We start from the raw sequence: 24,857 nt of genomic DNA on the forward strand, positions 1-24,857 counted from the left end.
ACAGCTTTAACTTCGAATAAACACTAGATGGAATAAGCCGTGAAATACATCAGCACCCGGGGACAGGGCGGAGCAAAGAGTTTTCAGGAAGTCCTTCTGGCCGGACTGGCCGAAGATGGTGGTTTGTACGTCCCTGCCGAACTGCCCCGGTTTGACCAGGACAAAATCCGTTCACTGAGAGGCCTGCCCTACAACGAGCTGGCCTTTGAAGTCATCCAACCTTTTGTGGCGGGTGAGATTCCTGACGCCAAACTGAAGGGAATGATTGATGACAGCTACACGACCTTTGCCCACGAAGCCGTAGCACCGTTAACCCAGCTGAAAAGCCACCAGTGGATTATGGAGCTGTTCCATGGCCCTACCCTGGCTTTTAAAGATTTTGCCCTGCAACTGCTTGGCCGACTGCTGGACTACACACTCACCGAAAGAGGCGAACGGGCTGTGGTGCTGGGCGCCACTTCCGGCGACACCGGCTCAGCGGCCATTGAAGGCTGTCGCCACAGTGACGCCATGGATATTTTTATCCTCCATCCCTACCAGCGAGTCTCGGAATTTCAAAGACGACAAATGACTACTGTTCTGGACAGCAGCGTTAACAACATTGCCGTTCAGGGCAATTTTGATGATTGTCAGGCCATGGTCAAACAGTGCTTTGCCGATCAGTCTTTCCTGCCTGAGTCTTCAGGGAAAAAGCCCCGCCTGGTGGCTGTCAATTCCATCAACTGGGCCCGCATCATGGCCCAGGTTGTTTACTACTTCCATGCAGCATTGGAGTTGGGTGGCCCGGACAGAGCGGTTTCCTTCTCGGTACCCACCGGTAACTTCGGTGACATCTTCGCAGGTTACATTGCCCGTGGTATGGGACTGCCAGTGGACAAGCTGATTGTCGCTACCAACCGTAACGACATTTTGCACCGTTTTTTCCAGAGCAATGATTACCGCAAACAGGGTCTCGAACACACCCTGTCGCCCAGTATGGATATCATGGTCTCAAGCAACTTTGAACGCCTGCTGTTTGACCTTCAGGATCGTGACGGTAACGCCCTGGCAGAACAGATGGCAACCTTCGAAGAAACCGGCAAACTGTCGGTTTCAGAACAACGCTGGCAGAAAGTCCGTGAGTTATTCGACAGCAGTCGTACTGATAACCAGGACACCTGCGATGCCATCAAAGTTATTTTTGATCGCACCGGATACCTGGCTGACCCTCATACTGTGACCGCTATAAGAGCGCTGGAAGAAGTTGCAACAGACCGCCGTACTCCCAATGTTGTGCTGGCCACCGCCCACCCGGTGAAGTTTCCCCAAGCCATTGAACAAGCCGGTCTGGATGCGCCAAAGCGGCCTCATCATCTGAAGGATCTTCTGGATCGTGAAGAGCGTTATGAGGTTCTGCCTAACGACCTGAACGCTGTGAAACGTTTTATTCAAAATCATCTGACCTAATAAAGCTTCCCGCAGGCAACTTATCTGGTTGCCTGCTCTCATTTAGCCAACAACAATCCTGTGCTCTGACGCTCTCTGTGATAAAGTAAACCAATACTTTTCCATTGCCGTTAGTCCAGAATTTTCATGCCGCTTCAAATCGTTAGACGCACCAGCAATCCTCTTCCTTTAACGGATGACATCCACCCGCTTCTCGCCCGTATATACAGTGCCCGGGGGATCAGCCATCCGGCAGAAATCAATCGTCAGTTGAAAGGTCTGCAGAGCTACAAAAGTCTTAAGGATATTGAAAAGGCGGCCAGACTTCTGGCTGACGCTGTCTGTGGACAACAGCGTATTTTAATCGTCGGCGACTTTGATTGCGACGGCGCCACCAGCAGTGCGCTGGGTGTGCTGGCCTTGAGGCAAATGAGTGGAGTGGCCGACTACCTGGTACCAAACCGCTTTGAATACGGTTACGGCCTGACGCCGGAGATTGTTCAGGTTGCCAAACACTATCAGCCAGACGTGCTGGTCACCGTCGACAATGGCATTTCCAGCATAGAAGGCGTAGCAGCGGCAAAATCTCAAGGCTGGAAGGTGATCGTTACGGATCACCATCTGGCGGGTGAACAGCTTCCTGAAGCCGATGCTATCGTCAACCCCAATCAGCCTGACTGCCCTTTTACCGGTAAAAATACCGCCGGGGTGGGCATTATTTTTTACGTTATCTGTGCCCTGAGAACCGAATTGCGGGCGCGGGGCTGGTTTACCGGAAAAACTGAATTCAACCCTTTTCAGCTACTGGATCTTGTTGCCTTGGGAACCATTGCTGATGTTGTCAGTCTTGATGCCAACAACCGCATTCTGGCCTATCAGGGTCTGGCAAGAATACGTGCAGGACACTGTCGTCCGGGGATTCAGGCGCTGATTGAGGTCTCAGGCCGACAACAGTCCCGCCTGACTTCTTCCGACCTGGGATTTGCCCTGGGGCCCCGTCTGAATGCGGCAGGGCGTCTGGATGATATGTCCACCGGTATTGAATTACTGCTGGCAGAGCGCATCGAAACAGCAAGGGAATTGGCCGCTGAGCTGGACAGCCTCAACCAGGACAGAAAAGAAATTGAAGCAGGAATGCAGGTAGAAGCCATGCGACACCTGTCCAGTTTAGAACTGGATCAACATTCCGACCTGCCCTGGGGGGTCACTCTTTTTCAGGAAGGCTGGCATCAGGGAGTAGTAGGCATTCTGGCCTCAAGGGTGAAAGAGAAGCTGCACCGCCCGGTGATTGCCTTTGCCGAGGCAGACAATGGCGAAATCAAAGGTTCCGCAAGATCCATAAAAGGTCTGCATATGCGTGATGCCCTGGACAGTGTTGCCCGGGAAAACCCCGGCCTGATCATCAAATTCGGCGGCCATGCCATGGCCGCAGGTCTGAGCATTTATAAAAAAGATTTTGAAGCGTTCTCAACAGCCTTTGACCGGATCGTTAAGCAGGAACTCTCTGCTGAGCAGCTTGAAGCAGAGATCCATACCGACGGTGAACTGGGTGTTTCCGAACTGACGATGGATACAGCCCAACTGCTACGGGACAGCGGGCCATGGGGGCAGAATTTCCCGGAACCTTCGTTCGATGGTCGCTTTCAGATTATTCAGCAGAAGCTGGTAGGCCAGAAACATCTGAAAATGGTGCTCAAGCTGCCTTCCTCAGACTATTATGTGGACGCCATTGCCTTTAACATTGACCCCGGACTCTGGCCAAACCAGAACATAAAATCAGTGAATGTCGTTTATAAACTGGACATCAACGACTTTCGCGGCCAACAGAACCTTCAGCTGATTGTTGATCACCTTGAATCAGCCTGAGCGTTCAGATCATCATTGCCCTTTGCTGATTTCTAAACTATTTTGGTGACTCCAGAACTGTTTCCAGAAGAAGACACAAAAAACAATGACTGAGTCCCGAATGTCCGGCATCGCTGCCCCACTTATTGCGTTAATCATTTCCCTGGGATTATTGATCCCCGGGATTACCCAGCCCCTGATCACACTTCAGGCGGATATGAACCGCCAGGCCCTGGTCAAGGAAGGCCAGAAAATTATGGAACAACAGTCCATGCACCCTGCCCTGCTGTCCATGGCCAACCAGTTCCTGTCTAACCTGAAGGTCGAAGGCCAGAGCCGGGTTTATGACAAAACCCGAAGCATTCTGGGCACGGCCAGCGATCTCTGGAATTTTGGCTACCCATTGGTAGCCATTCTGATTCTTACTTTCAGTGTCCTGATTCCTGCCATCAAAAGCTTGCTCCTGCTGGCATCCTGCCATCCATCATCCCGAACGATCGCACTCAAAGTAAATGCGGTGCTCGGTAAATGGTCAATGGCCGATGTCTTCGCCATGGGCGTTCTTATTGCCATGCTGGCTGCAGACGCCGCTGCGTCCGAAAACGCTCTGCTGAACTTTCAGGCAGAGCTGCATTCCGGATTTTACTGGTTTGTCGCCTACTGCCTGGTTTCAGGGCTGGCAGGGCAATGGTTGTTAAAAGATGCTCAATCTTCCATCTCACTTACCTGAAGCTCCAGGGCATCGATGGAAATTTTTATCTCGGCCAGGCAGATGATCAGGGAAATCAATAAAACAAACAGGCTAATACCAAAAATGATAAAACCCACTTGATATTGACCCAGGTGAAGGAGAAACATCACCAGAACACAGAAGATAAAGCTGATTATCCCGGCCCCCTGCATGTGTTTGACCAATACCATGCGCCGTCGAAGGCTTTTCATCTGCTCTTTGATGTGAAGGTTATCCGGATGCTTCTTAAACTCACCATGAAGGTTCCTGATCAATGAAGCCAGAGCCAGGAACTTGTTGGTATAGGAAAGGAATAACAGAGAAATAGCTGGAAACAGCAAAGCGGGAGTAGTTAGATTCAGCTCCATAGGTCCTTATCTGAGATTGAATGTTGAGGGAGACGCCATTTTATATCCTTCTGCCCCTGCGTTCAAACAGCTCCAGCTGCTGCATTTGCCCGGAGGTTCTCAGATCCAGCAGCCTTACTCCTACTCCCAGTAAGCGTACAGGCTTATTCCTCCCCCTCTGCCAGGCCCGAATCAGCAATTCCCGAAAATGTGCTTCCGGCGTCTGGTCTTCACGCTCTACCATTTCCTCAAGCGTGGTCTGGGTGAAATCATTGAACTTCACTTTGACAAAGCGTCTGGTGACCGAATATTCATTCTTTATGGTTTGAAAACGTCGCGACAAATCCTCAATCAGAGGCTTAACCTGAGTCAGTATCGACGGCTCATCCTGCAAATCTTCATCAAACGTGTGTTCAACCGATAACGACTTGCGTCTTCTATCCGGCTCCAGCGCCCGATTATCCACCCCTCTGGAAAGCTCCCAGAGACGCTCACCGAAACGACCAAACCAACGGCATAACTCAACCGGGGAGTATTGTCGCAACATGCCACAGGTCATAATCCCTTTGCTATGGAGCTTTTGCGCAGTCACCTTACCAACGCCGTGTAGCTTCTCTACGGGTAATTCAAAAACAAAATCCTGGACCTGATCGGGCGTGATCACACAAAGACCGTTTGGCTTATTCCAGTCCGATGCCACCTTGGCCAGAAACTTGTTGGGAGCTACACCAACGGAAACAGTGATACCCACCTCTTCCCGCACCGATTTCATAATTTCACGGGCCATCAGCGTACCACTGCCTTTGCAGTGACTGGACTGGGAAACGTCCAGATAGGCCTCATCCAGCGACAGCGGTTCAATCATCTCAGTGTAACGATGAAAAATAGTATGCATCTGTCGTGAAGCCGCTTTATAAACGTCAAACCGGGCAGGCAAAATAATCAACTCAGGGCAAAGCCTGAGTGCCTGATAAGAGGCCATGGCAGAATGCACGCCTGACTTTCGGGCGGCATAGCTGCATGTGGCTATGACGCCTCGACGTTCAGCCTTTCCACCCACAGCAAAGGCCTTGCCTTTTAACGTGGGGTCATCCCTCTCCTCTACAGAGCAGTAGAAAGCATCTGCATCAACGTGGAGAATTTTTCGCTGAACGGATGGATTCGGGTCTGGCATAGTGTGTATGAAATGCTCGAAAAGACAATTAATTACTGCTTTTTATAATGATTAATCAAGATCAATTCAATCACGTTATCAGATTTAGGTATGCTCATGTTTTAGGAGGTACTTTCTTGAGGTAAAGTTTAACCATGGAGTTCATTCGAAGTGCAGACGCGACAAAGAGCTGATCAGCTTTAAGCTCAGGAGCAGCGAAATTAAAAGCATAAGCATTCATACGAATTAAGCCCAGCATATACTCGCGATCACTCAACAGCGTTTTGCTGGCCAATGATAAGTTGTAAATCTGATCAGTAGCGGCCATTTTAACAATGTCTTTATCGTCCCGGATTCCTTCACCTGCATAACGCATAGCTCCTGGATAATCTGCGAGAGCAGCCTTTACAATGTTTTCATTATCCCGAAGCCTCTGGCTGGCATATTCTAGCTGTCTGCCATTTCGATTGACTGCGGCCAGGACGACATCTTCATCATCCTTTAGCCCTTCACTAACGTATTGCAGATCCATGCGATGTTTTGCAACGGCTTCTAATACAAGGCCTTTATCGTTTCTAACCCGTGGGCTGGCATACTTCAGCCCATGCTGGCGCAAGAAATTCCTGATCTTTTCTTTATGCTCCCCAGACGGCTGACCTGGTGGAATATAAAACTTCAGGCTGTCACTGCAGGATTGCTCGATAACAAAGTATTCATCCTTCAAATGGGGATAGACAAGCTCAAGCCAAGGCATAGCCCTATCGATATCTGACAGTAAAAAATGATAAAAGAACTCTCTGCGGGCGTCCTCAGCGATCTTATCACTCCTTAACCATTCCCCAAGATTGTCCTTCGATTTTATTAACCACCGACTATGGTCAACAAACTGCTGTTGATCATTGCTTAAAAGCTGGTAGCAATCAGGAGTAATGTCACAATCGTTAGTGTTTACCATTCTGAAAAGGCAATGTTGAAAGGCGAATCTATGGGCTTGGGTCGCAGTATCGCTATTAAGGCGTTGCTCAAGCAAGTTAAAGCTCCACTGGTCTCCCTCAACAATCGCTAATCCATTAAAGAGCACATCCAGATCTTTCATTGTCTGTAGCGCTATTATCAGTTTTTCAAAGGCATACTGCAGAGCCTCACGCAGTTTCACCCGAGGGCATTCGACAATCATTTCACCCGCTACGGGATTGACACTGACCTTCATGCCATCCGCTTCTTTATCCAGTTCAATGGCCTTCAGTAACTGCGCCAGAAACCACATACGCTTCAACTTGCCGGATTTTTGACTGCTACCATTAGAATCAAAATTGTCAGAAAATCTAAGCCGCAAGGTTCGTCCCTTCCCACCCTCCGCATCTTCAAGCAGCTCGATAAGACTCATATGAGCGCCAAGCTTCAGGTTGACAATCAAGGCATCGTCCATACTGACGACAGTTCCTGAACACTGTAATTTATTGATATATATCTCGCCTATACAACTCAAAAGCGATGCCTTTTTACCCGGAGTCGTGCAATCAACATAAGTAATCTTATCTACAGTGAATATCTTGCCCTGCCCCGAATCCAGAGTAACCGGTGCCAGTGCGTTTACAAAGCGCTGGTGCAGGGCAAAAATCAGCTCATGGACACTCCGAACCTGCTCAGCTTCCTTGGGGTTGAGTGCTTGAAGAACGGATTGCAGCAGATGGCAGACTGCCAACCAAGCACGAAACGATAGCAGCCCTTCTGTACGGGATTGCTGAGGAGGAATACTAATACACTGCCGTCCAGATCGGATGATCCGTTTCAGCCTTTCGAAACGACTGATCAGTTGCGGCAATTCATCCCGCAATAACTGAACCTCGGATGAGCCTTTCTCACCCGCCAGCTTTAAGAAGGCCCGGTAACCCTGCAACAGGGCCTGGGCCCCGTGAACCAGCCGCTTTACGTTGTCTTTAGTCTCTGCCAGTATCCTGGATCGTTGTGGCGACATGCTCAGTTTTACCGGATTGGCCAGACAATCCAGTCCACCACCGGGGGCAAAAAATGCCAGCAGGCGGGCATTTTGATCCGTGAGCCATTGGAAACCGCTGGCAACCTCAAGGAATGTGCCTTCGGGAAAGGATAAATCATCCCGCGAGGGGACGGCTTTGGTTTGTGGCACATCAAATGGGGAGGATAGCTTTCTGAAAGTCGCCAGTTGTCCGCTAATGTCACCGGCAACAATAAAGGCACCGGGCTCGTCGTTAAACCGAGCGCAGGCCAGTGTCGCCTGTTGGCCTGCCTGAGCAGCCACAGCCTCAAACTGATCACCGGCCAGCATCAACGTTTTTTGTTGTTGTTTCATACCGATCGCAAAATGATCATTGGATCCTCCTCTGGCAATGACAATACCGCCAACCCGTTTCAGGAACTCAGGATCAAGCATCCAGTCTTCAATGTGGTCAGCTACGACAATGGCTCCCTCCGGCATGGTGTCTGCCTTTCCTTTGTCAGCCAGCCAGACTGTTCCGGTGCAAAAGCCTTCACTGACGCCCGCACCTGTGGCAATGGCCTCTTCGGGTATGGGCATGGCAAAGTTCATGTCGCCAGAGAGCTGGGTAACAGGGCGCGCCTGCAACACGCACAGCTCACCCTCAGGATTGATGCCAAACTCCGCATCCACGGGGCAGCGCAATAAGTTTTCCAGTTTAGTCACCATCTCCCTGATATCTGAAACCATTTTATCAGTGACTAAGTGACTAACGTCGTCTTTCTGAGTGTCGGTATTATCAATTCTTGTTTCTGAATAGCCGTTATTGCTCTTACGCAAGACATAGTGACTTGAGATCGCACCGGGAAAGTATTGATAGCTGTCAGGGCCTTCCTCATAAGCAATATCAATACGGTGAGGCGTGTTACCGGACTGCCCGGCAACCACACCTCTGGGCTGACCGCGGGTGAATTCAACCCCGATGTTACGATTCTGAAAAGATTGAAAGCTCATGATGACTCCGCCGCATTGGCAGTCAATACACTCCTGAATGATCAGTGCCATGGGTTGCGGTATGCCTTCGGGACAAACTTCAGGACGGTAGCCTGAAGCCATAACCTTGAGGCAAGTTCGTAGAACATCGTCTTCTTCTTGCACTAACGACAGGTATTTACCCGCCTGGGCATCGCCGTAATTATCTTCATGGATGCCAGAACTGCGGACGATAACCGGCGGTGACTGGGAGGGTTTGTCTAGCTGACTACGCAGATCCCTGATTTGTTGGGCTGCTTCAGACTCTTTAACCTGCTGGTAAAAGTCATCACTGACAATAAATTCCGCCAGCCCCTTCAGCACCTCGGTTCTTTTGACGTGTTCTGAAGGTAGCAAAGTATTGAGGTATCCCCTGATGTGCGCCAGGCTGGTCTGCGCCCCCAGCTCACAGGCGATATCGGGAAGATAGCGAGCTAAAGAATGAGGATTCAGAGGGTGTTGTTCAAGCGCCTTCACAACCTGGGTGGTCACACATTGAAACGGTGGAACATTCAGACCGGCGTCCTTCATCCGCTGCAAAAACATTCCCTTGCCGCCAAGTTGTTCCCGGAGTGTGCCAACCTGATCTGAAACAGACAAACGACAGAGACGCTTGGCTAAAGGCGTTTGAATAGTCGGAACGCCACCAGAAGAATCAAAATGTCTTTTGGATGCACTACTAGACTGGGTATTCTGATTTGGATTCGGTGGCGGGTTTTGGGTCTTTGATCCACCCTCTTGCGATGGGGCACTGGTGTTTTCACGGGTTGAGCCTGGTTCAGAATTTGGGCAGCTGACTATTTTAGACAGAACCTCCTGACAGGCTTTTCTGGTTGATGCCAGACACAGGACAGTACCGTCAGGAAGATCAATATCCAATGGTACAACAGAGTCGTCTGACTGGACGTGAGCATCTTCACGGTGGCGTTCAGCTTCCTGCTCTATGTCTTTTTGCTCTCTGACAGTGATTCCGTTGGTTTTTGCAATGTACACTTTTCGGGCAGTGTCTGCGTCTGTTGCTGCTTCGGCGATCCTGATCTTCACCCTGCCCATGGCTAGCTCTTCGACGGCGATTTTATGAATCCGCTCCATTTCAGCTTGCTGTCTTTGTAAAAAAATCCGGTAATCGGGCAGATCGTATTCCGGAAATGTCAGCTTGGGTTCATGGCTATAGCGTAGGACAGTGCTCTGGTAACGATGGGTTTTCAGGTGGAGAGGCTGTTGGGTGTCGAGCGTGACGCTGGTTATGGACTCCATACCAAAGCATTGCCAGCTTCTGTTCTCAGCAGTGTCTATAGGCTGACAAAATGTATGCTCGCCGGGCATAGGTTCTGTGCCACTGATAATAAAAGGACCATCCGATGAAACGTGAAGAAACGGATGATTGCCTGGCCCCGGTCCGGTACCTTTTTCCGGATGGTAAGGAAGTGGCTGCCAGGTTTGCTGCCTGAGTGCCAGTGCCCCCAGTGTCACCAGAGACCCTGTGATAGCGGAGGCTTGGCCTGGCAGAGGGTACGCAGTCAACCCTTCAGGAATTTGTGCCTCCACCGAAGCCATGAAAAGCAAGAAAAAGAATAGAGACCTCGGTAATCGTTCCAATGTCTTGATTCTCAATTATTGTTAAGCGGTGAAGCATAGATCAAATATCCCATGAGTGTTTTTTTTAACGACAGTGACCTGGGCTAAAGGCGTTTGGATGGTCGGAACGCCACGGGCATAGACTTCCCTCTCCTTTGAATCAACAATATTAATAATTCGCGGGTTTAGGAACGTATTTACGAACTTCGGGATTTATGTCGATTGCTGATTGGATAAAGTCATAATCTTTAAGGTCCTGACCAACACAAGTGAAAACCAGAGGATTATTTTGAATTAAGCCCAGAATAATCTTTTTATCGCCCCGAATTCTTTCACTGGCATACCTTAGAGCGATTAGATCACCCGCGACAGCGGTCTTGACAAGGGTTTCATTATCCCGAAGTCTCTCACTGGCATATCCTATCAGACTACCCTCTTGAGTGACTGCGGCCAGAACAACATGGTCATCATTCTTCAGTGTTTGACTCAGATATTTCAGGTCACGAGGATGTTTTGCAATAGCTGCTAATACAAGGTCTTTATCATCTCGAACCGGTTGGCTGGCATATTTCAGTCCATGCTTCACCAGGGCATCCCTAAGCTTTTCTTTATGATCCCCAAGCAACTGACCTGGTGGAACCTCAAACTCCAGACTGACACCGTAAGATCGTCTGATAATATAGTATTCACCTTCCAAATGGGGATAGATACACTCAACCAACTGGGCAAAGTTGTTTATATTTTGTACCAATAAAGCATGATGTAAGAGCTCTCTACGGATGTCCTCAGCGATCTTATCACTCATTAACATTTCCCGAAGATGATCTTCCAATTTTTCCTGGCACTTTGCTAACTGTTGGACATGATGAATAAACTGTTGGTGTTGGTTGCTTAATAGCTTGCAGCAAGCGGGAGTAATACAAAAACCGCTCCCATGAAACATTGAAAAAAGACAATGTTGAAAGGAAAATCTATTCGCTTCTATCGCAGAATCGCTATCAAGGCGCTGTGCAAGCAAGTTAAAGTTCCATTGATCCCCGTCAAAAACGTCTATTTTGTTGAAATTGATATCGAGATCGTTCACAGCACCTAACGCCGTCATCAGTTTCTCAAAAGCATTCTGCATGCTTTCAAGTGATGTCATTCCGGGGCATTCGACAATAATTCCACCCGCTACAGCGTTGCAACTTACCTTCATCCTATCAGCATCTTTATCCAGTTCGATCGATTTCAGTAATTGCACCAGAAACCACATGCGCTTGAGCTTTTCGGGTTTATCAGTGCCATCAGGTCTACGAATTCGGTCAGAAAATTTCAGCCGCAAAGTACGTCCTTTTCCTCCCTCTGCCTTCTCCAATAGCTCGATAACGCTGATATGATTTCCAAGTGTCAGGTTAACAATCAAGGCATCATTCATACTGACGACAGTTCCCTCAAGCCCCAGTTGGGTGATGGATGCTTTGCCAGATGATGTCAATAGCGGCAGCGACGACTTATGACGCGGAGACGTGCAATCGACATAGGTGATTTTGTTTTCCGAAGATATCCTGCCCTGGCCCGAAGCCAGAGTGACCGGTGCCAGCGCGTTTACAAAGCGCTGATGCAGGGCAAAAATCAGCTCATGGACACTTTGGACTTGCTCAGCTTGCTTGGGGTTGAGTGCTTGAAGATCGGATTGTAGCTTATGGCAATCGGCCAGCCATTGACGAAAAACTCCCGGGGATCGCTGCCCTCCTTCAGCAGCTTGCATGGGCGGAATGATACGCTCCAGCCCTGATTGGATAGTCTTTTTCAACGTCTCAAACCGTTTGTCCAGTTGCGGCAATTCATCCTGCAATAACTGAACCTCGGGTGAACCTTTGTCGCCCGCCAGCTGTAAGAAGGCCCGGTAACCCTCCAACAGGACTTCGGTCCCACGAACCAGTTGATTTACGCAGTCTTTAGTCTCTGCCAGTATCCTGGATCGTTGTGGTGACATGCTCAGTTTTACCGGGTTGGCCAGACCATCCAGTCCGCCACCGGGGGCAAAAAATGCCAGCAGGCGGGCATTTTGATCCGTGAGCCATCCAAAGCAGCTGTCGACCTGACGCAATATGAATCTATGGGGGAGCCAATCATCCTGTAACGTGGTAGTTTTTGCCAACGACACATCAGAAACAGCAGAAGACAGCTTTCTGTAACTGGCCAGTTCTCCGCTAATGTCACCGGTTACAACGAAAGCTCCGGGCTTATCGTCAAAACGAGCGCAGGCCAGTGTCGCCTGTTGGCCTGCCTGAGCAGCCACAGCCTCAAACTGATCGCCGGCCAACATCAACGTTTTTTGTTGTTGTTTCATACCGATCGCAAAATGGTCATTGGATCCTCCTCTGGCAATGACAAAACCGCCAACCCGTTTCAGGAACTGAGGCTCGAGCATCCAGTCTTCAGCGTGTTGAGCAACCACAATGGCCCCCTTCGGCATAGCGTATGCCTTTCCTTTTACAGCCAGCCAGAGCGTTCCGGTGCAAAAACCTTCGCTGACACCCGCACCTGTGGCAATGGTCTCTTCGGGTATGGGCATGGCAAAGTTCATGTCACCAGAGAGCTGGGTAACAGGGCGCGCCTGCAACACGCACAGCTCACCCTCAGGATTGATGCCAAACTCCGCATCCACGGGGCAGCGCAATAAGTTTTCCAGTTTGATCACCATCTTCCTGATATCTGAAACCATTTTATCAGTAACTAAGTGACTAACGTCGTCTTTATCAGTGTCGGTATTATCAATTCTTGTTTCTGAATAGCCGTTACCGCTTTTGCGCAGGACAAAGTGACTGGAGATCGCACCGGGAAAATATTGATAACTGTCAGGGCCTTCCTCATAAGCAATATCAATACGGTGAGGCGTGTTACCGGACAGCCCGGCAACCACACCTCTGGGCTGACCGCGGGTGAATTCAACCCCGATGTTACGATTCTGAAAAGATTGAAAGCTCATGATGACCCCGCCACATTGGCAGTCAACACACTCCTGGATGATCAGCGCCATGGGTTGCGGTATGCCTTCGGGACAGACTTCAGGACGGTATCCTGAAGCCATGACTTTAAGACAGGTTCGTAGAACATCGTCTTCTTCTTGCACTAAAGACAGGTATTTACCCGCCTGGACATCGCCGTAATTATCTTCATGGATGCCAGAACTGCGGACAATAACCGGCGGTGACAGGGAGGGTTTGTCCAGCTGACTACGCAGTTCCCTGATTTGTTGGGCCGCTTCAGAGTCTTTAATCTGCTGGTAAAAGTCATCACTGGTAATAAATTCTGCCAGCCCCTTCAGCACCTCGGTTCTTTTGACATGCTCTGAAGGTGGCAAAGTATTGAGGTATTCCCTGATGTGCGCCAGGCTGGTCTGCGCACCTGACTCACAGGCGATATCGGGAAGATAGCGAGCTAAAGAATGAAGATTCAGAGGGTGTTGTTCAAGCGCCTTCACGACTTGGGTTGTCACACATTGAAACGGTGGAACATTCAAACCAGCGTCCTTCATGCGCTGCAAAAACATTCCCTTGCCCCCAAGTTGTTCCCGGAGTGTGCCAGCCTGATCTGAAACAGATAAACGACAGAGACGCTTGGCTAAAGGCGTTTGGATGGTTGCAGCGCCACTGGGATCAAGACAATCGAAATGTCTTTTGGATTCACTTTCAGGTCGGTTGGCTGGACTGCCAGACCAAGTATCCTGATTTGGATTCGTTGTTGGGATTTGGCCAAAACCAGCATTAAACATTGTGACATCCCTTTCATGTTAATGTTTATCCATAATTTAATTGCGAACACATAAATAAAGTACCTTGCCCGGTTTTGACAATAATATTTTTATAAAGTTCAGCTGTCTTTGAATAGACCACAATTCATCAAAAAATTCCTGACCTCACGATCAACCCTGGGGTTTCTAAGTTTTGCTGAATCGATAAAATTCTGATCAGTTTTAAGCTCGTAAGCCGCATAATTGAAAGCTTTATGGTGCTTTGCAATGACATCGAGCATATATTCTCGATCTTTCAACACCGCTTCACTGGCAAGGGGTAAAAAAAAGACACCCGTAGGACGAGCAATGACACTGTTAATAATAGTTTTATCGCTTCGTAATCTTTCACTGGCATACTCCAGAGCTTTTTGATTATTTGCAATAGCGGCCTTAACAACGTCATCATCATCCTGCAATTCCGAGCTAACGTCGAGTAGAAAATGACCTCTCTGAGTCACTACGGCCATGGCAACCTGTTTATCCCCCCTCAGTTTTTCACTTGCATATTCCAGTTGAGATGGTTGCACTGCCATGGCTTCCAGTACAAGCTCTTTATCATTTCGAACCCGTTGGCTGACATATGCCAGGCCATCCTTGACCAGAGCTTTCTTCACCTCTCTTTTAACATCAGAACTTTTAATATCCGAAAGCGACTGAAAAGGCGGAACATTAAACGTCAGCGTGTAATCCCGTGAGGGTTTGATAGCAAAGTACTGACCACTCAAATGAGGATAAAAATACTCAAACAGTCGTATAGGGTAATGGGCATCTAACAATAAATAATGATGCAAGATCTGCCTACGGACATCCTCATTTATCTCGTCACTTATTAATATGTTTCGCAGACTGTCCTCCGGTTTTTTGCCTTGCCGTACTAACTCTCCACATTCCCCTAACTGCTCAGCATAATAAACAAACTGTTGAAGGCGATTGCTTAATAACCGGCAGCAGGCTGGACCAATACGGCAGTAATCTTCCAGATAAAACATTGTGAAAAGACAGTGTTGAAAGTTGAATCTATCGGCTTCTGTCGTAACATCGGGACTAAGGCGTTGTGCAAGCATATTAAAGTCCCAATGACCTTCTTCAAAAATTTCTCTGTCCCGGAAGATTAAATCAAGCTCAGACATAGAATTTAAAACAATCATCAGTTTTTCAAAGGCACCCTGCATAACTTCACGTGATGCCATTCGAGAATATTCAACGATAATTTCACCTGCCATGGCGTTACAACTTAGCGTCATGCTGCCAGCCTGTTCATCCAGTTTGATCGTTTTCAATAACTGCACTAAAAACCATACACGCTTTAACTTACCTTGCTCACTACTGCCATCGGGGCCCCAAAACTGGTCAGAAAACTTCATCCGCAGGGTTCGTTCTTTTCCCCCCTCTGCGTGTTCAAGTAGCTCGACCAGACTCATATGACTGCCAAGATCCAGGTTAACAATCAGGGCATCATCCATACTGATGACAGTCCCTGTTGTCCTTTTATGCTCGGATTGTTCGATAAATACTTTGCTGGACGGCTTCAATAGTGGTGCAGCTTCACCCGGGCTTGTGCAATCAACATAGGTGATCTTATCGCCAGTGGATATCCTGCCCTGCCCCGAATCCAGAGTAACCGGTGCCAGTGCCTTTACGAAACGCTGATGCAGGGCAAAAATCAACTCATGGACACTCCGGACCTGTTCAGCTTCCCTGGGGTTGAGTGCTTGAAGAGCGGATTGCAGCTGATGGCAGACTGTCAACCAACCACGAAACGATAGCAGCCCTTCTGTACGGGATTGCTGAGGAGGAATACTAATACACTGCCGTCCAGATAGGATGATCCGTTTCAGCCTTTCGAAACGACTGATCAGTTGCGGCAATTCATCCCGCAATAACTGAACCTCGGGTGAACCTTTCTCACCCGCCAGCTTTAAGAAGGCCCGATAACCCTGCAACAGGGCCTGGGCCCCGTGAACCAGACATTTTACGTTATCTTTAGTCTCTGCCAGTATCCTGGATCGTTGTGGCGACATGCTCAGTTTTACCGGGTTGGCCAGACTATCCAATCCACCACCAGGGGCAAAAAATGCCAGTAGGCGGGCATTTTGATCTGTGAGCCATTTGAAACCGCTGGCAACCTCAAGGAATGTGCCTTCATGAAAGGACAAATCATCCCGCGAGGGAATGGCTGTAGTTTGTGGCACGTCAGTAAATGCAGAGGATAGCTTTCTGTAACTGGCCAGTTTTCCGCAAATGTCACCGGCAACAATAAAGGCACCGGAATTATCGTTAAAGCGGGCACAGGCCAGTGTCGCCTGCTGGCCTACCTGAGCGACCACGGCCTTACACTCATCACCGGCCAGCATCAACGGTTTTTGTTGTTGTTTCATACCGATCGCAAAATGATCATTGAATCCTCCTCTGGCAATGACAATACCGCCAACCTGCTTCAGGAACCCAGGCTCAAGCATCCAGTCTTCAGCGTGTTGAGCAACCACAATGGCACCCTCTGGCATAGCGTCTGCCTTGCCTTTTTCAGCCAACCAGAGTGTTCCGGTGCAAAAGCCTTCGCTGACACCCGCACCTGTGGCAATGGTTTCTTCGGGTATGGGCATGGCAAAGTCCATATCGCCAGAGAGTTGGGTAACAGGGCGCACCTGCACCACGCACAGCTCACCCTTACGATTGATGGCGAACTCCGCATCCACGGGGCAGAGCAACAGGTTTTCCAGCGTTGTCACCATCTTCCTGATGTCTGAAACCATTTTATCAGTGACTAAATGACTAACGTCGTCTTTCTCAGTGTCGGTATTATCAATTCTTGTTTCTGAATAGCCGTTATTGCTTTTGCGCAGGACATAGTGACTTGAGATCGCACCGGGAAAGTATTGATAGCTGTCAGGGCCTTCCTCATAAGAAATATCGATACGGTGAGGCGTGTTACCGGACTGCCCGGCAACCACACCTCTGGGCTGACCGCGGGTGAATTCAACCCCGATGTTACGATTCTGAAAAGATTGAAAGCTCATGATGACCCCGCCGCATTGGCAGTCAATACACTCCTGGATGATCAGTGCCATGGGTTGTGGTGCACCTTCGGGACAGACTTCAGGGCGGTAGCCTGAAGCCATGACCTTGAGACAGGTTCGTAGAACATCGTCTTCTTCTTGCACTAAAGAGAGGTATTTACCCGCCTGGGCATCGCCGTAATTATCTTCGTTGATGCCAGAACTGCGGACAATAACCGGCGGTGACAGGGAGGGGTTGTCCAGCCAATCACGCAGATCCCTGATTTGTTGGGCCGCTTCAGACTCTTTAACCTGCTGGTAAAAGTCATCACTGGTAATAAATTCCGCCAGCCCCTTCAGCACCTCGGTTCTTTTGACATGCTCTGAAGGTGGCAAGGTATTGAGGTATTCCCTGATGTGCGCCAGGCTGGTCTGCACACCCGGCTCACAGGCGATATCGGGAAGATAGCGAGCTAAAGAATGAGGATTCAGAGGGTGTTCTTCAAGCGCCTTCACGACCTGGGTTGTCACACATTTAAACGGTGGAACATCCAGACCGGCGTCCTTCATCCGCTGCAAAAACATTCCCTTGCCCCCAAGTTGTTCCCGGAGTGTGCCAGCCTGATCTGAAACAGACAAACGACAGAGACGCTTGGCTAAAGGCGTTTGGATGGTTGGAGCGCCACTGGGATCAAAACGATCGAAATGTCTTTTGGATTCACTTTCAGGTCGACTGGTTGGACTGCCAGACCAAGTATCCTGATTTGGATTCGTTGTCGGGATTTGGGGCTGTGAGCCACCAAAACCAGCATTAAACATTGTGACATCCCTCTCATGTTAATGTTTATCCATAATTTAATCGCTAACGCATAAACAGAGTACCTTGCCCGGTTTTGACAATAATATTTTTATAAAGTTCAGCTGACATCCTCACACAATCGTTTGCCCCTTCTGGGGTCTAACAATACAAGATGCTGTAAGAGCTCCCTGCGGATGTCCTCACTCATCTCATCACTCATAAACACTTCCCGAAAACTGCGTTTCGATGCTTTCTTGGAAGATGCTAAAGAAAGACACACTACCAACCGATGAGCATGATGAATAAACTGCTGATGGTTGCTTAATAACGTGTAGCAAGGAGGAATACTTTGAAGAGATTGCAAATAAAAGATTGAGAAAAGGCTATGTTGAAAGGCGAATCTATCGGCTTCTGTCGTAACATCGCAATTAAGATGTTGTGCAAGTACATTAAAGTCCCACTGATCTCTTCCAAAAATGGCTATCTTCTCAAAGCATGTATCCAGACAAAACATACCATTTAACACAATGAGCAGTTTTTCAAAGGCATGCTGCATGGTTTTACGTGATTTCATGTGGGGGAATTCAACGGTCATTTCACCCGCTACGGCGTTACAACTTATCTTCATGGGGTCAGAATTTTCATCCAGTTCGATCGCTTTTAGAAACTGTGCCAAAAACCACATACGCTTTAACTTACCGGATTTGTATGCGACACCAGGCTTATTCAATTCGTCGGAGAATTTCAGCCGCAGGGTTCGTCCTTTCCCCCCATCTGCCTGTTCAAGTAGCTCGATAAGGCTTGCATGATCCCCAAGCATCAGGTTAACCATCAGGGCATCATCCATACTGACGACAGTTATCGGACACTCTGATTGTTCAATCAATTCCTTGCCGGACTGCCTCAATAACAGCACCTTTCCACCTGAGCCACCCGGAGTCGTACAATCGACATAGGTGATTTTCTTTTCTGTAGATATCCGGCCCTGGCCCGAAGCCAGAGTGACCGGTGCCAGTGCCTCTAAAAAGCGCTGATGCAGGGCAAAAATCAGCTCATGGACACTTTGGACTTGCTCAGCTTTCTTGGGGTTGAGCGCTTGAAGATCGGATTGTAGATTATGGCAATCGGCCAGCCATTGACGAAAGATTCTCGGCGATAGCCGTCCTTCTTCAGCGGCTTGCATGGGCAGAATGACACTATCCAGCCCTGATTGGATGGTCTTTTGCAACGTCTCGAACCGGTTGCTCAGTTGCGGCAATTCATCCCGCAATAACTGAACCTTGGGTGAACCTTTCTCACCCGCCAGTTGTAAGAAGGCCCGATAACCCTGCAACAGGGCTTCGGCCCCATGAACCAGCTGATTTACGTTGTCTTTAGTCTCTGCCAGTATCCTCGATCGTTGTGGCGACATGCTCAGTTTTACCGGGTTGGCCAGACAATCCAGTCCACCGCCGGGGGCAAAAAATGCCAGCAGCCGGGCATTTTGATCTGTGAGCCATTTGAAACCGCTGGCAACCTCAAGGAATGTGCCTTCGGGAAAGGTTAAATCATCCCGTGAGGGGATGGCTTTGGTTTGTGGTACATCAAATGAATTGGATAGTTTTCTATAACTGGCCAGTTTTGCACTAATGTCACCGGCAACAATAAAGGCACCGGGCTCATCGTCAAAACGAGCGCAGGCCAGTGTCGCCTGCTGGCCAGCCTGAGCGGCCAAAGCCTCAAACTGATCTCCGGCCAACATCAACGTTTTTTGTTGTTGTTTCATACCGATCGCAAAATGATCATTGGATCCTCCTCTGGCAATGACAATACCGCCAACCCGTTTCAGGAACTGAGGCTCAAGCATCCAGTCTTCAGCGTGTTGAGCAACCACAATGGCACCCTCTGGCATAGCGTCTGCCTTTCCTTTTTCAGCCAGCCAGAGTGTTCCGGTGCAAAAGCCTTCGCTGACGCCCGAACCTGTGGCAATGGCCTCTTCGGGTATGGGCATGGCAAAGTCCATATCGCCAGAAAGTTGGGTAACAGGGCGCACCTGCAACACGCACAGCTCACCTTCAGGATTGATGCCGAACTCTGCATCCACGGGGCAGAGCAATAAGTCTTCCAGTTTGGTCACCATATTCCTGATATCTGAAACCATTTTATCAGTGACTAAATGACTAACGTCGTCTTTCTCAGTATCGGCATTATCAATTCTTGTTTCTGAATAGCCGTTACCGCTTTTGCGCAGGACATAGTGACTTGAGATCGTACCGGGAAAGTATTGATAGCTGTCAGGGCCTTCCTCATAAGAAATATCGATACGGTGAGGCGTGTTACCGGACAGCCCGGCAACCACACCTCGGGGCTGACCGCGGGTGAACTCAACCCCGATGGTGCCATTCCGAAAAGACCCAAAGCTCATGATGACCCCGCCGCATTGGCAGTCAATACACTCCTGGATAATTAATGCCATGGGTTGTGGTACGCCTGCGGGACAGACTTCAGGGCGGTAGCCTGAGGCCATGACTTTAAGACAGGTTCGCAAAACATCGCCTTCTTCTTGCACTAAAGAGAGGTATTTACCCGCCTGGGCATCGCCGTAATTATCTTCATGGACGCCAGAACTGCGGACAATAACCGGCGGTGACAAGGAGGGGTTGTCCAGCCGACCACGCAGATCCCTGATTTGTTGGGCCGCTTCAGACTCTTTAGCCTGCTGGTAAAAGTCATCACTGGTAATAAATTCCGCCAGTCCCTTCAGCACCTCGGTTCTTTTGACGTGCTCTGAAGGTGGCAAAGTATTGAGGTATTCCCTGATGTGCGCCAGGCTGGTCTGCGCACCTGGCTCACAGACGATATCGGGAAGATAGCGAGCTAAAGAATGAGGATTCAGAGGGTGTTCTTCAAGCGCCTTCACGACCTGGGTTGTCACACATTGAAACGGTGGAACATCCAGACCAGCGTCCTTCATCCGTTGCAAAAACATTCCCTTGCCCCCAAGTTGCTCCCGGAGTGTGCCAGCCTGATCTGAAACAGACAAACGACAGAGACGCTTGGCTAAAGGCGTTTGGATGGTTGGAGCGCCACTGGGATCAAGACAATCGAAATGTCTTTTGGGTTCACTTTCAGGCCGATTGGTTGGACTGCCAGACCAGGTATCCTGATTTGGGTTCGTTGTCGGAATTTGGCCAAAACCAGCATTAAACATTGTGACATCCCTTTCATCTTAATGTTTATCCATCATTTAATGGCTAACGCATAAATAAAGTACCTTGCCCGGTTTTGACAATAATACGTTTATAAAGTTCGCCGTCGGCCTGAAGCAAGTAATAGAAAAAAGAAAATAAAGTTTGCTGCGGGAAACCTTGTCTGAAAAGATCAGACTTTATTCGCTTTTGGAACATAATCATCAACTTCGGGATTTCTAAGCCTTGCTGATTTGATAAAATCCTGATCTTTTCTAAGCTCGGAAGACACACATCCGAAAGCTTGAGGGTACTCTGCAATTAAACCCAGCATAAACTCACGATCATTCAGTAGCGTTTCACTGGCATACTGTAAATAACTAATATGATCAGCAATTACCACTTTAATGATGCTTTTATCGCCTCGCATTTTTTCGCTTGCAAAAAATAACGCTGCTGAATTCTGTTTGACAGCGGCCATAACAACCTCTTTATCATCCTGAAGTTTCGGGCTGGCATACTCCAACTGATTGCCATTTTTGATGACTGCAGCCAGAACGACCTCTTTATCATCTTTCAATTCTTCGCTGACAAATCCAAGTTGTTCCGGGTATTTTTTAATGGTTGGTAAAACAACTTCTTTATCACTTCGAATTTGTCGACTGGCATATTGCAACCCATCCTTCAGCAAGATTTCCTTGACCTTTTCTTTATCATCTAAAAGCGGGTGACCCGGTGGCAGATAAAACTCCAGTTCGTAACTGTAAGTTGGTTTGATAATAAAGCCTTCATCACTCAAACCATACAGAAGCTCAACCTCCGAAATAGCTATTTGGGGATCGAACAGTAAGAAATGATGCAAGAGTTCCCTGCGGGTGTTCTCATTGATCTTCATTAATACTTCCCGAGGATTGTCATTTGATTCAACCAGCTGTTGAATATGATCAATAAACTGCTGGTGATGATTGCTTAATAACTTGCAGCATTCGGACATTATGGAAGCCCTCTCACTATTAAACATTGAGAAAAGGCAATGTTGAAAGGCGAATCTATCAGCGTCTGTTACAGAATCCCTATCAAGGCGTTGTGCAAGCAAGTTAAAATCCCACCGCTCTCTTTTAAAAGTGTTTACGTAATCAAAGTGTCGATCCAGATCACGAATCGCTTCTAACACCGTCATTAGTTTTTCAAAGGCCTTCTGCATGGCTAGACGTGATGACATTCCGGGGTATTCCACGATAATGTCACCCGCTACGGCGTTGCAACTCAGCGTCATGGTATTCGCATTTTTTCCCAATTCGATCGCTTTCAGTAACTGCACCAGAAACCACATACGTTTCAACTTGCCGGGTTCATCACTGCCATCGGGTTTTCTAAATGTGTCAGAAAATTTCAGCCGCAAGGTTCGTCCTTTCCCCCCCTCTGCATGCTCAAGCAGCTCGATAAGGCCCAAATGGATGCCAAATTCCAGGTTCACAACCAAGGCATCATCCGTACTAATGACGGTCGCCTGACGTAGTAATTTTTCGATGGCTGTTTTACCAGATGGAGTCAATAGCGGCGTCTTTTCACTCAACTTACCGAGAGTCGTGCAATCAATATAGATGACCTTACCTCTCTTACCTCCCTTAGATAACCTGCCCTGACCGGAGGCCAGAGTCACCGGTGCCAGTGCCTTTACAAAACGCTGATGCACAGCAAAAATCAGCTCATGGACACTCCGCACCTGCTCAGCTTGCCCGGGGTCTAGTGCTTGAAGATCAGATTGTAGCTTATGGCAATCAGCCAGCCATTGACGAAAGGTTCCGGGGGATAGCCGCCCTTCTTCAGTGGCCTTCATTGGCTGAATGATCCTGTCTAACCCGGATTGGATGGTTTGTTTCAGCGTCCGGAACCGGTTGATCAGTTCCGGCAATTCTTTCAGCAATGGCTGAATTTCACTCGATTGCCTGGTACCCGCCAACCGCAAGAAGGCATCGTATCCATCCAGTAGTCCTTCGGCTCCACCAACCAGCCGATTTACGTTTTCCTTAGTGTTTGCCAGTAACTCTGATCGTTGTGGCGACATGCTCAGTTTTACCGGGTTGGCCAGACAATCCAGTCCACCGCCGGGGGCAAAAAATGCCAGCAGTCGGGCATTTTGATCCGTGAGCCATTGGAAACCGCTGGCAACCTCAAGGAATGCGCCTTCAGGAAAGGACAAATCATCCCGTGAGGGAACCGCTTGAGCTTGTGACACATCAAATGAAGTAGATAGCTTTTTGTAGCTAGCCAGTTTTGCACTTATGTCACCGGCAACAATAAAGGCACCGGGCTTATCGTCAAAACGAGCGCAGGCCAGTGTCGCCTGTTGGCCTGCCTGAGCGACCACGAACTCAAACTGATCACCGGCCAGCATCAACGTTTTTTGTTGTTGTTTCATACCGATCGCAAAGTGATCATTGGATCCTCCTCTGGCAATGACAATACCGCCAACCCGTTTCAGGAACTCAGGCTCGAGCATCCAGTCTTCAGCGTGTTGAGCAACCACAATGGCCCCCTCCGGCATAGCGTATGCCTTTCCTTTTACAGCCAGCCAGAGTGTTCCGGTGCAAAAACCTTCGCTGACACCCGCACCTGTGGCGATGGTCTCTTCGGGTATGGGCATGGCGAAGTCCATGTCGCCAGAGAGTTGGGTAACAGGGCGCACCTGCACCACGCACAGCTCACCTTCAGGACTGATGCCGAACTCTGCATCCACGGGGCAGCGCAATAAGTTTTCCAGCGTTGTCACCATCTTCCTGATGTCTGAAACCATTTTGTCAGTAACTAAATGACTAACGTCGTCTTTATGAGCATCTGCATTATCAATTCTTGTTTCTGAATAGCCGTTATTGCTTTTGCGCAGGATATAGTGACTTGAGATCGTACCGGGAAAGTATTGATAGCTGTCAGGGCCTTCCTCATAAGCAATATCGATCCGGTGAGGCGTGTTACCGGATAGCCCGGCAACCACACCTCTGGGCTGACCGCGAGCGAACTCAACCCCGATGGTGCCATCCCGAAAAGATCCAAAGCTCATGATGACCCCGCCGCATTGGCAGTCAATACACTCCTGGATGATCAGTGCCATAGGTTGTGGTGCGCCTGCGGGACAGACTTCAGGGCGGTAGCCTGAAGCCATGACTTTAAGACAGGTTCGCAAAACATCGTCTTCTTCTTGCACTAAAGAGAGGTATTTACCCGCCTGGGCATCGCCGTAATTATCTTCATGGATGCCAGAACTGCGGACAATAACCGGCGGTGACAGGGAGGGTTTGTCCAGCTGACCACGCAGATCCCTGATTTGTTGGGCCGCTTCAGAGTCTTTAATCTGCTGATAAAAGTCATCGCTGACAATAAATTCCGCCATCCCCCTCAGCACCTCGGTTCTTTTGACGTGCTCTGAAGGTGGCAAAGTATTGAGGTATTCCCTGACGTGCGCCAGACTGGTCTGCGCACCCGGCTCACAGGCGGTATCGGGAAGATAGCGAGCTAAAGAATGAGGGTTCAGAGGGTGTTGTTCAAGCGCCTTCACGACCTGGGTTGTCACACATTGAAACGGTGGAACCTTCAGACCGGCGTCCTTCATCCGCTGCAAAAACATTCCCTTGCCCCCCAGTTGCTCCCGGAGTGTGCCAGCCTGATCTGAAACAGACAAACGACAGAGACGCTTGACTAAAGGCGTTTGGATGGTTGGAGCACCACTGGAATCAAGACGATCGAAATGTCTTTTGGATTCAGGCCGATTGGCCGGACTGCCAGAGTTGGTATTATGATTTGGATTGGTTTTCGGAGTTTGGGTCTTTGAGCCACCAAAATCAGCATTTAACATTGTGACATCCCTTCCATGTTTAATGTTCGTCCATGATTTAATCGCTAACGCATCAATAAATTTCCTTTTTTCGACAATGACCTTCGTATAAAGTTCACCCGCAGGTAAGCCCTGACAGGTGCCAAAAAACAAAGATTAAAACCACACCCGCCGATAGCAACATTATTCAGAAAAACAGCCGAGACCTGATGCCA

At 48.9% G+C, this 24,857-nt stretch carries 10 protein-coding genes; 3 read left to right on the top strand and 7 right to left on the bottom strand.

Translation table 11 applies throughout. The annotated features are described in order from the left end of the window. Positions 1-39 precede the first annotated feature (39 nt). The 3 genes from thrC to K7B67_RS11705 all read left to right on the top strand — a co-directional run bounded on the left by thrC (position 40) and on the right by K7B67_RS11705 (position 4,000). On the top strand, positions 40-1,446 hold the full coding sequence (thrC, locus tag K7B67_RS11695) for a threonine synthase (RefSeq protein ID WP_252180508.1): 1,407 nt from the start codon (positions 40-42) through the stop codon (positions 1,444-1,446). A 126-nt stretch (positions 1,447-1,572) separates the two neighbouring features. After that, positions 1,573-3,291, top strand: a complete 1,719-nt coding sequence (gene recJ, locus K7B67_RS11700; protein ID WP_252176062.1) for a single-stranded-DNA-specific exonuclease RecJ — start codon at positions 1,573-1,575, stop codon at positions 3,289-3,291. 85 nt (positions 3,292-3,376) lie between these two features. Next, complete coding sequence (locus tag K7B67_RS11705) at positions 3,377-4,000, top strand: paraquat-inducible protein A (RefSeq protein WP_252176063.1); 624 nt, start codon at positions 3,377-3,379, stop codon at positions 3,998-4,000. On the opposite strand, the gene K7B67_RS11710 is transcribed toward K7B67_RS11705, so the two are convergent. From K7B67_RS11710 to K7B67_RS11740, 7 genes are all read right to left on the bottom strand, one after another. After that, the gene (locus K7B67_RS11710; protein WP_252176064.1) at positions 3,976-4,368 is read right to left on the bottom strand and encodes a DUF2721 domain-containing protein; all 393 of its coding nucleotides are present in this window, start codon (positions 4,366-4,368) and stop codon (positions 3,976-3,978) included. The two genes, K7B67_RS11705 and K7B67_RS11710, sit on opposite strands and share 25 nt — an antisense overlap. A 40-nt stretch (positions 4,369-4,408) precedes the next feature. Next, positions 4,409-5,521, bottom strand: coding sequence for a DNA polymerase IV (gene dinB, locus K7B67_RS11715; protein ID WP_252176065.1), 1,113 nt, complete (start codon positions 5,519-5,521; stop codon positions 4,409-4,411). 94 nt (positions 5,522-5,615) lie between these two features. Next, entirely contained in the window at positions 5,616-10,088 is a 4,473-nt protein-coding gene (locus K7B67_RS11720) for a DUF4116 domain-containing protein (RefSeq protein ID WP_252176066.1), read from the bottom strand. Positions 10,089-10,236: 148 nt separating this feature from the next. Beyond that, positions 10,237-13,827 carry a DUF4116 domain-containing protein gene (locus K7B67_RS11725; RefSeq protein WP_252176067.1) on the bottom strand — a complete coding sequence of 1,197 codons (3,591 nt, stop codon included), beginning with the start codon at positions 13,825-13,827 and terminating at the stop codon, positions 10,237-10,239. A gap of 98 nt (positions 13,828-13,925) precedes the next feature. Next, positions 13,926-17,663 (bottom strand): DUF4116 domain-containing protein, encoded by a 3,738-nt coding sequence (locus tag K7B67_RS11730; RefSeq protein ID WP_252176068.1) that lies wholly within the window; start codon positions 17,661-17,663, stop codon positions 13,926-13,928. Between the two features lie 98 nt (positions 17,664-17,761). Beyond that, positions 17,762-20,833, bottom strand: coding sequence for a PEP/pyruvate-binding domain-containing protein (locus K7B67_RS11735; protein ID WP_252176069.1), 3,072 nt, complete (start codon positions 20,831-20,833; stop codon positions 17,762-17,764). Positions 20,834-21,003: 170 nt separating this feature from the next. Then, complete coding sequence (locus K7B67_RS11740; RefSeq protein WP_252176070.1) at positions 21,004-24,663, bottom strand: DUF4116 domain-containing protein; 3,660 nt, start codon at positions 24,661-24,663, stop codon at positions 21,004-21,006. Positions 24,664-24,857: the final 194 nt, after the last annotated feature.

Origin of the sequence: Endozoicomonas sp. 4G, assembly GCF_023822025.1 — a bacterium.
Taxonomy (GTDB): domain Bacteria; phylum Pseudomonadota; class Gammaproteobacteria; order Pseudomonadales; family Endozoicomonadaceae; genus Endozoicomonas_A.

What these genes read in the sequence shown, in the direction of transcription:
- recJ (WP_252176062.1), top strand. Translation starts at nt 1,573, where the DNA reads ATGCCGCTTCAAATCGTTAGACGCACCAGCAATCCTCTTCCTTTAACG.
- K7B67_RS11705 (WP_252176063.1), top strand. Translation starts at nt 3,377, where the DNA reads ATGACTGAGTCCCGAATGTCCGGCATCGCTGCCCCACTTATTGCGTTA.
- K7B67_RS11710 (WP_252176064.1), bottom strand. Translation starts at nt 4,368, where the DNA reads ATGGAGCTGAATCTAACTACTCCCGCTTTGCTGTTTCCAGCTATTTCT.
- dinB (WP_252176065.1), bottom strand. Translation starts at nt 5,521, where the DNA reads ATGCCAGACCCGAATCCATCCGTTCAGCGAAAAATTCTCCACGTTGAT.
- K7B67_RS11725 (WP_252176067.1), bottom strand. Translation starts at nt 13,827, where the DNA reads ATGTTTAATGCTGGTTTTGGCCAAATCCCAACAACGAATCCAAATCAG.
- K7B67_RS11730 (WP_252176068.1), bottom strand. Translation starts at nt 17,663, where the DNA reads ATGTTTAATGCTGGTTTTGGTGGCTCACAGCCCCAAATCCCGACAACG.
- K7B67_RS11735 (WP_252176069.1), bottom strand. Translation starts at nt 20,833, where the DNA reads ATGTTTAATGCTGGTTTTGGCCAAATTCCGACAACGAACCCAAATCAG.
- K7B67_RS11740 (WP_252176070.1), bottom strand. Translation starts at nt 24,663, where the DNA reads ATGTTAAATGCTGATTTTGGTGGCTCAAAGACCCAAACTCCGAAAACC.